At 31.1% G+C, this 12521-nt stretch carries 14 protein-coding genes, 1 tRNA gene and 3 pseudogenes; 8 read left to right on the top strand and 10 right to left on the bottom strand.

Annotation, left to right across the window (positions count from 1 at the left end; translation table 11 throughout):
• Nucleotides 1–7 precede the first annotated feature (7 nt).
• Nucleotides 8–733 (top strand): YdcF family protein, encoded by a 726-nt coding sequence (locus DZ68_RS0106165; RefSeq protein ID WP_024787758.1) that lies wholly within the window; start codon nt 8–10, stop codon nt 731–733.
• On the opposite strand, the gene DZ68_RS0106160 is transcribed toward DZ68_RS0106165, so the two are convergent.
• The 3 genes and pseudogenes from DZ68_RS0106160 to fabG form a co-directional block, all read right to left on the bottom strand.
• Complete coding sequence (locus DZ68_RS0106160; protein ID WP_024787757.1) at nt 726–1595, bottom strand: AEC family transporter; 870 nt, start codon at nt 1593–1595, stop codon at nt 726–728. The genes DZ68_RS0106165 and DZ68_RS0106160 overlap by 8 nt on opposite strands.
• Entirely contained in the window at nt 1592–3106 is a 1515-nt protein-coding gene (thrC, locus tag DZ68_RS0106155; RefSeq protein WP_024787756.1) for a threonine synthase, read from the bottom strand. The genes DZ68_RS0106160 and thrC overlap by 4 nt, the downstream gene beginning before the upstream one ends.
• Before the next feature lie 148 nt (nt 3107–3254).
• Nucleotides 3255–3996: pseudogene (gene fabG, locus DZ68_RS10160) on the bottom strand (3-oxoacyl-ACP reductase FabG).
• A gap of 44 nt (nt 3997–4040) precedes the next feature.
• Here fabG and mraY point away from each other — a divergent pair.
• From mraY to DZ68_RS10150, 7 genes and pseudogenes are all read left to right on the top strand, one after another.
• Entirely contained in the window at nt 4041–5096 is a 1056-nt protein-coding gene (mraY, locus tag DZ68_RS0106145; RefSeq protein ID WP_024787754.1) for a phospho-N-acetylmuramoyl-pentapeptide-transferase, read from the top strand.
• A 52-nt stretch (nt 5097–5148) separates the two neighbouring features.
• The gene (gene sppA / locus DZ68_RS0106140) at nt 5149–5955 is read left to right on the top strand and encodes a signal peptide peptidase SppA (protein WP_024787753.1); all 807 of its coding nucleotides are present in this window, start codon (nt 5149–5151) and stop codon (nt 5953–5955) included.
• Nucleotides 5952–7123 (top strand): annotated as a pseudogene (gene murD / locus DZ68_RS10155) (UDP-N-acetylmuramoyl-L-alanine--D-glutamate ligase). The gene sppA and the pseudogene murD overlap by 4 nt, the downstream one beginning before the upstream one ends.
• Nucleotides 7124–7207: 84 nt before the next feature.
• A tRNA-Phe gene (locus DZ68_RS0106130) sits at nt 7208–7283 on the top strand.
• Between the two features lie 97 nt (nt 7284–7380).
• Nucleotides 7381–7803 (top strand): thioredoxin family protein, encoded by a 423-nt coding sequence (locus tag DZ68_RS0106125; protein ID WP_024790898.1) that lies wholly within the window; start codon nt 7381–7383, stop codon nt 7801–7803.
• Between the two features lie 63 nt (nt 7804–7866).
• A complete protein-coding gene (locus DZ68_RS11070; protein ID WP_236618678.1) occupies nt 7867–8007 on the top strand; it encodes a hypothetical protein in 141 nt (46 codons plus the stop codon).
• 23 nt (nt 8008–8030) lie between these two features.
• Nucleotides 8031–8375: a formyltransferase family protein gene (locus DZ68_RS10150; protein WP_051428189.1), complete on the top strand. Its 345-nt coding sequence runs from the start codon at nt 8031–8033 to the stop codon at nt 8373–8375.
• On the opposite strand, the gene DZ68_RS0106115 is transcribed toward DZ68_RS10150, so the two are convergent.
• From DZ68_RS0106115 to ffh, 7 genes and pseudogenes are all read right to left on the bottom strand, one after another.
• A complete protein-coding gene (locus DZ68_RS0106115; protein WP_024787750.1) occupies nt 8365–8655 on the bottom strand; it encodes a hypothetical protein in 291 nt (96 codons plus the stop codon). The two genes, DZ68_RS10150 and DZ68_RS0106115, sit on opposite strands and share 11 nt — an antisense overlap.
• A gap of 257 nt (nt 8656–8912) precedes the next feature.
• Nucleotides 8913–9269, bottom strand: coding sequence for a 50S ribosomal protein L19 (gene rplS / locus DZ68_RS0106110; RefSeq protein ID WP_024787749.1), 357 nt, complete (start codon nt 9267–9269; stop codon nt 8913–8915).
• Nucleotides 9270–9375: 106 nt separating this feature from the next.
• Nucleotides 9376–10059 carry a tRNA (guanosine(37)-N1)-methyltransferase TrmD gene (gene trmD, locus DZ68_RS0106105; protein ID WP_024787748.1) on the bottom strand — a complete coding sequence of 228 codons (684 nt, stop codon included), beginning with the start codon at nt 10057–10059 and terminating at the stop codon, nt 9376–9378.
• A complete protein-coding gene (rimM, locus tag DZ68_RS0106100) occupies nt 10056–10607 on the bottom strand; it encodes a ribosome maturation factor RimM (RefSeq protein ID WP_024790897.1) in 552 nt (183 codons plus the stop codon). Before rimM ends, trmD begins: the two co-directional genes overlap by 4 nt.
• Nucleotides 10600–10839, bottom strand: a complete 240-nt coding sequence (locus tag DZ68_RS0106095; RefSeq protein WP_024787746.1) for a KH domain-containing protein — start codon at nt 10837–10839, stop codon at nt 10600–10602. Before DZ68_RS0106095 ends, rimM begins: the two co-directional genes overlap by 8 nt.
• Nucleotides 10839–11080 (bottom strand): annotated as a pseudogene (rpsP, locus tag DZ68_RS10145) (30S ribosomal protein S16). Before rpsP ends, DZ68_RS0106095 begins: the two are co-directional and overlap by 1 nt.
• Before the next feature lie 79 nt (nt 11081–11159).
• Nucleotides 11160–12509 (bottom strand): signal recognition particle protein, encoded by a 1350-nt coding sequence (gene ffh / locus DZ68_RS0106085; protein ID WP_024787744.1) that lies wholly within the window; start codon nt 12507–12509, stop codon nt 11160–11162.
• Nucleotides 12510–12521 lie beyond the last annotated feature (12 nt).

Below are 12521 nucleotides of genomic sequence, written 5' to 3'. Positions count from 1 at the left end.
CTCCTTTATGTTTATAATTTCAAAGCTGTTTACTTATCTTTTCCTGCCGCCAGGAATTTTTATAATTATACTGATATTTGCCGGTATTTTTGCTAAAAAATTAAAATGGCTTTTTTATATATCTGCTTTAACTCTTTACTTACTATCAAATAAATTTGCTGCAAATTTACTTCTTTATCCGCTTGAACATAATTATAATAAAGATTATATCAAACCAAAAGCCGTTGTTGTACTTGGTGGAGGAGTAAATCCAAACGATATATTAAAAGCATATCCCGATGCATTTAAAAGGGAAATTTACGGCTTACTTTTAGCCAAAAAATATAATCTTCCGTTTGTTTATACAGGAGGCGGGATTAAAATAAAAGAAGCCGATTTCATAAAAAAAGATGTTGGAAAATTTAAAAAAATATGTAATTGTAAAATTAAAGATTTTTATGAAAGAAATTCACTTGATACCTATGAAAATGCAAAATTTACTTCAAAAGTTTTTAAAAAATTACATCTAAAAAAAGAGATATTTTTAGTAACAAGTGCATTTCATATGAAAAGGGCTATAAAACTTTTTAAACATTTCGGATTTAAAATCATTCCAAAACCTGTGGGATTTTATTACAAACCTTATTATACAATATGGGACATTTTTCCAAAAGAAGGAAATTTTCATAAAAGTTATAAAGCAATTCATGAATATTTTGGACTTTTGAGTCTTACATTACGAGGAATTAAATAAATAAAAAAGATACAATCAAAAATAAAAAAGTAGTTAAAAGAATTAAAAATGCAACTTTTCTCGGATATAAATCAAAAAGACTTGCCAAATTTACATTTGTAATTGCCAAAGGTGTCATTACTTCCAATAAAATTGTTTTAAAAAAAATTTCGTTAAATCCAAAAATTTTTAAAATCAAAAAAGCGACAAAAGGGAAAACCACAAATTTATTAAAACTTGTTAAAAAAGCCAGTTTAAAACTGACCTCTTTTATTTTTATTTCAGCTATATAAATGCCAAAAATCAGTAATTGGGTAACTATGGAGGCAAAAGCGCCCATTTGAAGTATTTTCATTGTTTCTTTATCAAATTTGATATCAAAAAGGTTAAGCGATATTGCCAAAATCCCTATCCATATAACAGGAATTTTTATAATTTTTTTGAAAGCGTTTTTAAAATCAAATTTTGAGCTTGCATAAAAAAATATACCAAAGGTATAAATAAAAAATATATTTGCAAGATTAATCAAAGTCGCAACACTTGCACCGATTTCTCCAAAAAGTGCATAACTAAGAGGAATCCCTAAATTTCCGGTATTTCCGATTAAAGGAGTTAGAGTTGCTATTATTTTTTCTTTTCTTTCAAGCCCTCTTGAAAAAAAATATGTAAAAATCAGTGCCGTAAAAACAGCCATCAGATAAATCAACGGTGCCAAAACAAGCTCTTTATTTAAAGGAATAAGCATTATGCCCCAAAGGGTAAGAAAAGGCTGGAGAAAATAGGTCGAAAGAATAACCAGGGTTTTTACCTCAATTTCTTTAAAACTTTTTTTAGACAAAAACCCCAGTAAAATAAATAGATATATTCCTAAAACAGTTTTCATTCAGCAATAAATTCTATAATTTTTTCTTTAATTTCTTTTTTATCGATTACAGTTTCTTTAATATCTTTTTCAAAAAGCTCTCTGATTATTTCAGGGGCTGTTACATCTAAGCTGGCTTCAATATATGCAATTGCATCTTTATCGGAAATTGTTCTCTCTTCCAACTCGGCTATTTCCCTTTCAACATCCTCGCCTGTCAGGGCTTTATATATGCTTGGAGCGAATTTTGTCCATTCGGCTGTGGAATAAGCTACAACTTTATTATTAATCAAACTTTTGTTTTTTAAATATTCATAAGCCTTAACGGCTGTAGCGGTGTGTGGGTCCATTAAATAATTGTTTTTTGTATATTTGTTAATAATTTCTTCGCATTCTCCATCAGTTGCAAAATCAGCCAAAAAATCTTCTTTTATTTTTTCGTGTTCTTTAGGAGTTAATTCAAAATACCCTTCTTTTTCAAGATTTTCCATCAATTCTATACATCTTTTTTCTCCAAATTTGTCGAATAAAAGTCTTTCGACATTTGATGATTTTAAAATATCCATGGCAGGTGATATTGTTTTAATTAAATTTTTATCTCTCAAATCATATTTTCCGTATGTGACAAATTCATATAAAACATTGTTTTTATTGCTTGCAATTACAATTTTTTCAATAGGCAAGCCCATTTTTTTAGCATAATATGCCCCGAGTGCGTTTCCGAAATTTCCGCTTGGAATAATAACATCTATTTTATCATTCATTTCTATTTCCATTCTTTCAACGAGTTTCAGATACGCCCAGAAATGATAAACTGTCTGAAAAATAATTCTTCCGAAATTTACACTGTTTGCAGCTGAAAGTTTAATATCGTTTGCTTTTAAAGTTTTTCTAAATTCTTTGTCTTTTAATAAATTTTTAAGTGCCGTTTGTGCATCGTCAAAATTACCCATGATTCCAAGGACTTTTTCATTTTCAGCATCAGTTGTTACCATTTGAAGTTTTTGAACTTCGCTTGTCCCTTTATAAGGATAAAGGCATACCACTTTTATATTTTCTCTGTTTTCAAATGTTTTAAGGGTCGCAGGCCCGGTATCTCCGCTTGTTGCAGCTAAAATTAAATAATTTTCTTCTCTTTTTTTGGCAAGATTTGAGAATATCACTCCAAATGGCTGAAGCGCCATATCCTTAAATGCACGGGTAGGACCGTGCCACAGCTCACCTATAAAAAGATCCTCGTTTATTCTTACCACAGGCACGACTTCTTCATCGTCAAAATTTCTTAAATATGTAAACAGTGCTTTTTCTATTAATTTATTATCAATATCAACTTTAAATTGTTTTAAAATTCCTCTTGCTATATGTGTATAAGGTTTGTCTCCTTGCACATCATAATATTTTAAAAGCCATTTTTCATTAATTTTAGGCAGTTTTTTAGGAACATACAACCCTCCGTTCGGTGCGGCAGGGTCCAAGATAACTTCGCTGAATGTTTTTTCTTTATCTGTCCCACGGGTTCCTATGAATTTCATATCGCTCCTTTAATTTTTTTTCAATTCACAACTTCAAAATCAACATTCAAAATTCATCATTCAAAACTCATAATTCATAATTCAACATTCATAATTATTAACTCACCACCCCGCCGCTTTGCAAGCGGCCGGGCAAGCTCACCACTTATTACATATACATTCCGCCGTTTACTTTAAGGGTTTCCCCTGTTATATAACTTGCCCCGTCACTAAGTAAAAATGCAACCGCATTTGCCACCTCAGCGGGCTTGGCCATTCTTTTTAGAGGGATTTTATTTAAAATTTCTTCTTTTACCTTCCCTGGAAGTTTTTCTGTCATATCGGTTTTTATAAATCCGGGCGTAACAGAATTAAATCTTATGCTTCTGGCTGCCCCTTCAAGCGCAAATGTCTTGGTCATGGAAATAATTCCGCCCTTGCTTGCAACATAATTGACCTGGCCCGCATTACCAGACTCGGCAACAACGCTTGCAACATTTACAACAGCCCCGAATCTTTTTACCCATTACTTTAAGTGCTTCCCTGCATCCTATAAAGGTGGAAACCAAATTGGCATCAATTACTTTTTTAAAATCATCAACACTCATTCTCATTGCAAGCTTGTCGTTTGTAATTCCCGCATTGTTTACTAAATAACTGAGTTCGCCGTCACTCTCAATTATAGTTTTTATACCTTCAATAAAGGCTTTCTCATCACTTACATCAAACCCTATCACTCCTGCGATTCCTCCGTCGGATTCAATTTCTTCTTTTAACTTATCGGCTAAGTTTGCAGAGCTTTTGTAATTTATCCAGACTTTCAAGCCCTTTTTGGCTAAAACTCTTGCAATTTCAGCACCAATTCCCCTGCTGGCTCCGGTTATTAATACATTTTTACCGCTAAAAGTCATTTTAACCCTTTTTTTGATACAATTTTACCTAAAAAAGGGATTTTATGCTATATTTTTTATATGAGCATTTTCATATACACCTTTTTCATTATCTTTCATTCAGGGCAATATTTGCTTTTTTTACAGCTTTTTTTCTGGCAATATTAACATATCCAATGTTTATAAAATGGGCAAAAAACAAAGCGACCCAGCCTATTTACGAACTCGCCCCCCAAACCCATAAAAGCAAATCATCAACCCCTACAATGGGAGGGGTTGTTTTTATGATTTCATCCTTAACAGCCGTTCTTTTAAGCGCCAAACTCAATAATTTTGTTTTGATTACAATTTTTACGGCCGTTTTTTTTATGATTATAGGAATAATAGACGACTGGGGCAAAATAAAAGCTTCATCCAATCACGCAGGCCTCACACCGAAACAAAAATTTATTTTTCAATGGATAGGCGGGTTTATAGTTGCCTTTTTATTATATAAAAACGGATTTGACACAAAACTTTATATTCCTTTTTATAAACATCCTCTTTTTGATATGGGAATTTTTTCTATAATTTTTTGGGCATTTGTAATTGTGGGAATGAGTAATGCGGTAAACCTTACAGACGGACTTGACGGACTTGCCACCATACCGAGCATATTTGCCCTGCTTACACTCGCTATTTTTGCGTATATTTTAGGAAATGCGATTTATTCTCATTATCTTTTTTATCCTTTTGAAAAAGGTGTGGGAGAACTCAGCATAATAGCATTTGGTTTAATAGGCTCGCTTCTTGGATTTTTGTGGTACAATGCAAATCCTGCAGAAGTTTTTATGGGTGACAGCGGCAGTTTAAGCCTTGGAGCCATTATAGGAATATTGAGTATTTTTACAAAAAACGAAATACTTCTTATTTTTATAGGATTTGTTTTTATAATGGAAACAGTATCGGTAATTTTGCAGGTCGGAAGCTATAAAACAAGAAAAAAAAGAATTTTTAAAATGGCCCCCATTCATCATCATTTTGAAAAATCAGGGTGGATGGAAAATAAAATCACCATACGCTTTTGGATAATTGCACTTATCACAAATATTATTGCTATACTTTCAATAAAGATAAGGTGAAAAATAGTGAGTAGTGAGTGGTGAATGGCCAAATTACAAGTAAAGGAAAAATATGGAAGAAAAGTTGAAAGCCGAGCTTAAAATTTATAAATTAAAAGCATTAAAAGAAAAAATTGTTTTAATAGGAGTTATTTTAATATTACTTGCGGAAGTTTTTATTTTGTTTTTATTTTTTAAAAAAAGTTTTTCGTTTAATAAACCTGTTACAAAACCGTATGTGGCAGAAATTAATATAAATAAAACCATAACAATAAAATATATAAATTCTTTGATGGACAAAATAAACAGACTTAAAAAAGACAAAAACTTAAAAGCCTTTTTATTTATATTTAATACTCCCGGCGGAAGTCCGAGCGGAAGCGATGAATTTAATGCATATCTCAAAGTTTACGCATATGTCGAAAGTATGGCGGCAAGCGGGGGATATTATATTATAAGCGCAGTTAAACCGATTGTTGCAAACAAAAACGCAATTGTTGGAAGTATAGGCGTTATTATGCCGCATTACGTAATAGCAAAACTTGCCAAAAAACTCGGTATAGAAGAAGACACCATTACAGTCGGAAAATACAAAGAACCGATAAGCTGGTTTAAAAAAGCAACACCTGAGCAAAAAGAGTATCTGCTTAAACATCTTCTGCTTCCTACTTACAATAATTTTCTTGACACAGTGGCAAAAGACAGAAATATTTCAATTGATAAGCTCAAAAAATATGCAGACGGAAAAATATATATAGCAAGCAGTGTAAAAGGAATTTTGGTTGATCAAACTTCAAGCCTTACGGCATTTAAAGAAAAAATTAAAAAAGAACTTAATACTGATTTGGATAATCTGCTAAAAGGATATCTTAATAAATGAAATCTCTGTTTGGATACGGATTAACCACAAAATCCATTGCAAAAAGCGGGGGCTGGGAAATATATGACGACAGATTTAAAAAAATAGAGTTTGATAAATACGGCAATATTCTTTTGCCCCCTTTTCTTTTTAAAGCGGAAAAAAGCCATCTTGAAATAACGTCTCCCGGTATTCCCCCTTATAATTCGTTAATAAAAAAAGCCAAAAATTTAATCAGCGAATTTGATTATTTTAATGAAGCTCCTTTTCAGATATGGGTAACAGGTACAAACGGAAAAACAACAACTACCGAGATGATACATTATCTATTACAAAATTCTGATATTGGTGGAAATATCGGTATTCCACTTGCTGATATGGATAAAAACAAACAATTTTGGGTGATAGAAGCCAGCAGTTTTCAGCTCCATTATACAAAATTTGCGAAACCGAATATTTTTATAATTTTACCTATAAAAGAAGACCATATTTCCTGGCATGGAAGTTTTGAAAATTATGTAAAAGCAAAACTTTCGCCTCTTAAAAGAATGAGTGAAAGAGACGTGGTAATAATGCCAAAAATACTTAATTCACCGACAAAAGCCTTTAAAATCCTTTATGAAAATGAAGAGGATTTACTACATTATTTCGGATTTAAAGAATTTGAATTTAAATCTCCGTTTTTACTTGATGAAATACTGGCAAAAGCTGTTTATTATATTTTGTATTTTAAAGAAAAAAGTTTAAAAAATTTTAAAATAGACCCGCATAAATTAGAAGAAATAAAAGATAAATATGGAAGAATCTGGGTTGATGATTCAAAAGCCACAAATATAGATGCAACATTAAATGCACTCAAAAGATACAAAAATAAAAAATTTATTTAATTATAGGCGGAGATGATAAAGGTCAAAATTTCGAAGAACTATTTAAATATATGCAAAAACTTGATATTGAACTTTTTATAATAGGGGAAAAAAGAGATTTATTTATTAATTTAGCAAAAAAACATCAAATACCTTTTAATGATACAAAAACACTGCAAAACGCTGTTAATTTAATTGATAAAAAACATAATGAAGATTCACTCGCCCTGCTTAGTCCTGCCTGTGCAAGTTTCGACCAGTTTAAAAGTTATAAAGACAGGGGAAATATTTTTAAAAAAATAATTATGAATTTTGAATTATAAATGCTAAATTTAAGATAAAATTAAATTTAATTACATATAATTTCATTTATTATTTATAATTTAACATTTAAAATTATAAAATTTGCCCAGGTAGCTCAGTCGGTAGAGCAAGGGACTGAAAATCCCTGTGTCGGCGGTTCGATTCCGTCCCTGGGCACCATTTAATCAAATGTATAATTGAAAATGTAAAATGCATAATTAAATAATAATATTTTTAATCTAAATTATAAGTGTTTGACACTGATTTAAGGATAAATATGAAAAAGTTTTTATTTCCCTTTATTTTATTAATAAATTTATTCGCATTTAACTGGTACGGAAACATTCATTGGGTTAAATCTTATGACATGGCAAAAATATTGGCTAAAAAAAAGCATAAACTTATTTTGACGGAAATAGCTGGTATTAAATGCCCTCCTTCAAAATATCTTTCAAAATATGTATATTCAGATAAGAAAGTTTCTAATTTTATAAACAAAAATTTTATTCCTGTTTTTTATTTTATTCAACAAAATTCCATTCCCGAAACAATAAAAAAACATTTTAAAGGTGTTACCCCTACATTGATTTTTTCTAAACCTAACGGAAAAATATTTTATATTTTAACAGGCTCAAGAAACAAATCGGAATTTTTTAAGGGTATTAAAAGCCTTAATCAAACAATATCATCAAAAATTTAAAAAAGCTTCCATCAACTCTCCAAAACCGGTATGGCTGCAAATTCCAAAAAATAAAAAGAATAAATGAAAAGAGTAGTTGTATTTTTTGGAAAAGGCGGAAGCAATTTTTTAAATTTAATAAAAAAAGAAAATAATTATAAAATAATTGCAGGCATTACAAACAGAGCCGATTCTGATGCTTTAAAAGTTTACCTCCTATTTTAATAAGCAGTGATTTTAATGAAATTTTGGAACACCTTAAAAATTTAAATCCCGATTTAATAGTACTTGCAGGATTTATGAAAATAGTGCCTTCTTTTATAATCAATGAATTCAAGGGCAAAATAATAAATTTACATCCAAGCATTTTACCGAATTTCAAAGGCTTAAATGCAGACAAATTGTCCTTCGAGGCAAAAAAAGCATGCGGTATAACAGTACATTTTGCATCAGAAGAGCTTGACAGCGGCGATATTATTTTACAATATCACATAAATCCTTATAAATTTAAAACTTACGAAGAATATCATAAAGAATTAAAAAAAGCCGAATGGACTTTTTTACCGGATGTTGTCGAGAGAATCAATCTTTAAGTTTAATTAAAGTTCCCATTGAATAATAATCAAGTACATCTATTCCCTCTTTATTTTTAGAAGGAGTAATGGTGACAGTAATATTTTTTACCCCGTCAGCTTCCATTTCTTTAGCCTGTTCCTGAAGCATTATAATAACCTGTTTAAAAGCATCGGTAGGCAATACATCATCATACATTCTTGCCTGTTCCACCCTTACGCTTCCGTATGCAATTGTAATACATTCATGAGGTTCTTGAATTTCCCCAAAACTTAAAATCTGTTCATTATAATCTCTCATCCTCTGCCTTTTTTTAAAAATTATATCAAAATATATTTTTATTATTATTTTAATAAAACAAAGTGTTAAAAAAGTGCCCGTATAAAAATTATGAATTATGAATGTTGAATGTTGAATGTTAAATGTTGAATGTTAAATGTTGAATTAAATATTAAATTAAAAAAATATTCAAAAATCTCTAATTCAGAACTCAACATTCACAATTTAACATTATTCACAGTGTCTGTCACTATATTTATTACAAAAAAAGAAAGAGATTAATCTCTTCTTTCTTTGATTCTTGCTTTTTTACCTGTTTTTTCTCTTAAATAATAAAGTTTTGCCCTTCTGACTCTACCTTTTCTTACCACTTCGATACCGGCAATACTTTCGCTGTAAAATGGAAAAATTCTTTCCACTCCGATATTGTTTGCACCGATTTTTCTCACGGTAAATGTTTTGCCTGCACCGGTGCCTTTAATTGCAATTACCACACCTTCAAAATTTTGAATTCTTTTTTTATCGCCTTCTTTAATTTCAACCGCGACCCTTACAGTGTCTCCGGGTCTGAATTCAGGAACATTTTTTCCTTCAATTTGTTTAGCTTCAAAAGCCTCGATGTATCTGTTTCTCATTATTTTCTCCTTTGTGCCATTGGCCGCTTAGGGCATCCACACTTATTTTGAAGCGTAATTATATCAAAAATTAACAAAAAAACAAATTAAATTCTAAACATTAATTTTACATTTTCAATTTTTTATTATTTATTTGAAATAAATCAGGTCTATGAAATTTAGTTTTAAAAAGCGAAGTTTTTTCTTTCCACTTTTTTATTTTTTTATGATTTCCGCTTTTTAAAATTTCCGGAATTTTACCCGTTTTTGAAAATTGGGGGGCTTCAAGCAGATTATTGTTAAAACTCTCTTCAACTAAACTTTCACTGTTTCCTAAAACTCCCTTAATATTTCTTAACACACTATCAGCTATTATTAAACTTCCAAGCTCTCCGCCTGTTAGTATAAAATCGCCTATACTTATAACCTCATTCGCAAAATCTTCTATAAGCCTTTCATCAAATCCCTCATATCTTCCGGAAACTAATATTAAAACATCCTCGTAACTTAAACGAACAGCGTCTTTTTGATTATAAACTTTTCCAACGGGAGTTAAAAAAATAGTTTTTGCATTTTGATATTTATTTTTTAAAAAATTTAAACATCCCCTTAAGGCAATATTATCAATAACCATTCCGGCCCCACCCCCGGCAGGAGGAGTGTCTATATGCATATGTCTATTTTCGGCAAATTCTCTAAAATTTACAAATTCTATTTCAAAAACAGATTTTTCTAATGCTTTTTTTAAAATAGAATCTTCAAAATAAGGTTTTATTAAATTGGAGAAAAGAGTAACAAAAACAATTTTCATTTAAGACTTTCAAGAATATCTATTGCACCTTTAGCATAAATTTTTTTATTTTCAACATCCACATTTTCCACATTTCTTTTAAAATCAATTAAAAATCTTTTTGGATAACCTTTATTTACCAGAGATTCACCGGTTTTAATTATTAAATAATCTACATCCACCCTTTCTATTTCAACCACTTTTCCTAAAACTTGGAACTTGGAACTTCCAACTTGGCGATTCTCAATATTTTCCATTACTTCACATCCGATAATTTCAAACCAGAAATATTCGTTTTCTTTTAATTTTATTTCTTCTTTTGTTTTTTCAGAAGTGGTATAAAGGACTCTGTTAATAAGTTTCTTGGCTTCTTCGGGTGTATTTATGCCTTTAAATTTAACCAGATTTCTTTTTATATCTATTTTTTCTATGGTTAAATCTATTCTGTCGGATTCAAATGTAGCATTAGGTTTGAACTGCTCCGGAAAGTCGGTTAGGAGGTGAAGTTTCTGCCATCCCTTCACCCCGTAAGTTTTTCCAATTTTTGCAATTGGAATTTTTTTATTCATATGCTTTTAGTGTAATTTTATAATTTTTATCTTCTTTTGCCCTGCAGCCGCTTATAACGGTTTTTATAGCTTTTACCATTGCCCCGTCTTTACCTATTATTCTGCCCACATCGGCTTTTTTTGCATAAATTATAATTTCATCAAAATCACTATGCGGCACAATTTCACTTTTAATTACATCAGGTTCAAATGCCAAAAGTTTGGCATATTCCCTTACAAAAGATTCAACCATTAAGCGTTTTCTTCAGCTATTTTTTTTAGTTTAATAACTCTTTCACTCATTTTAGCACCTACACCAATCCAATAATTTACCCTGTCTAAATCCATTTTTACTGTTGCTGGTTCAGTTAAAGGATTATAATATCCTACTGATTCTATCCATCCTGAATCTCTTCTTTTTTTGAATCTGTTACAACTATTCTGTAAAAAGGTCTTTTTTTTCTACCAAATCTTGCAAGTCTGATTTTTACCACGTGTATCTCCTTAGTTTATTTATTTATTTTTTATCCCGCCCAAACCGACCCATTAAAAATAATGTGAAATTTTAATACATTATTTTGGAAAATTCAAGCCTTTTGTCATATTCATAAGCTCATTCATATTTGGAATTTTCTTACCGGCAAATTTTTTTGCCATTTTTGCCGCATTCTGAAACTGTTTATTGATTCTGTTTACTTCCTGTACACTAAGTCCTGCTCCGCTCGCGATTCTTCTTCTTCTACTTGCACTCTCTTTTAGTAATTTCGAATTGGTTCTCTCTTTTGGGGTCATGGAATTTACCATGGCTTTTATTTTTTTAATTTCATCAGAATTTTCAAGGTCAATTTCTCCTAACTGTTTTAACATTCCGCCCATTCCGGGAATCATTGAAAGCAGGTTTTTCATACTCCCGAGCTTTTTAATCTGTTCAAGCTGCTTTATAAAATCTTCGTAATTAAATTCGCCTTTTTTAATTTTTTTGGATATTTTTTTGGCTTCTTTTTCATCCATTATAGCGGCCGTTTTTTCAACAAGCCCTTCTATATCCCCGGCTCCTAATAATCTGTTTACAATCCTCTCGGGCATAAATACTTCCAAATCTGCTATTTTTTCTCCGGTTCCCAGGAATCTCAGAGGTTTATGGGCCTGATGGGCAATGCTTAAGGCAACCCCGCCTTTGCTGTCACCATCGTATTTGGTTAAAATAACACCTGATATATCAAGTTTTTCATCAAAAGTTTTGGCGGTATTTATTGCATCTTTACCCGTGAGCGAATCGGCTACGTAAAAAATTTCATCCGGATTCACCTCTTTTTTCATTTTAACAAGTTCGCTCATAAGCTCTTCATCAATAGCAAGGCGTCCCGCCGTATCTATAAGCACAACATCATAATATTTACTTTTAGCAAATTCAACACCTTTTTTAACAACTTCAACGGCGTCTTTTGCAAATTCATCATAATATATATCAAGCCCGTTTGCCTCGGCTAACTGTTTAAGCTGTTCAACCGCTGCAAGTCTTTGTAAATCGGCCGCAACCATTAACACTTTTTTCTTTTTAAATGTTTTAAGATAATATGCTAATTTTGCAGTTGTGGTTGTTTTACCGCTACCCTGAAGGCCTGTCATCATTACAACAGTGGGAGGTTTGGGAGAAAATACAAATCCGAAATTTCCCGGGGCTTTAAGTATTTGGGTTAGGGCATCTTCAAGCGCCATTAAAAAATTTGCTTTTCCTATACCTTTTCTTTTTGTTTCAATTTCCACTTTTTTAATAAGTTCTTTTACCGTTTTAAAATGAACATCCGCTTTTAACAAGTTTTTTTTAAGTTCATCGAGCGCTTTTTTTAAAGATTTCTCATCATCTTTAAGTTTGATTTTATTAATTGCATTTCTAAAACCTTCACTTATTTTTCCAAACATTATTCTCCTTTA

This window comes from Lebetimonas sp. JS085 (genome assembly GCF_000523295.1).
GTDB lineage: Bacteria > Campylobacterota > Campylobacteria > Campylobacterales > Nautiliaceae > Lebetimonas.
This window is presented reverse-complemented; position numbering and strand designations above follow the sequence as displayed.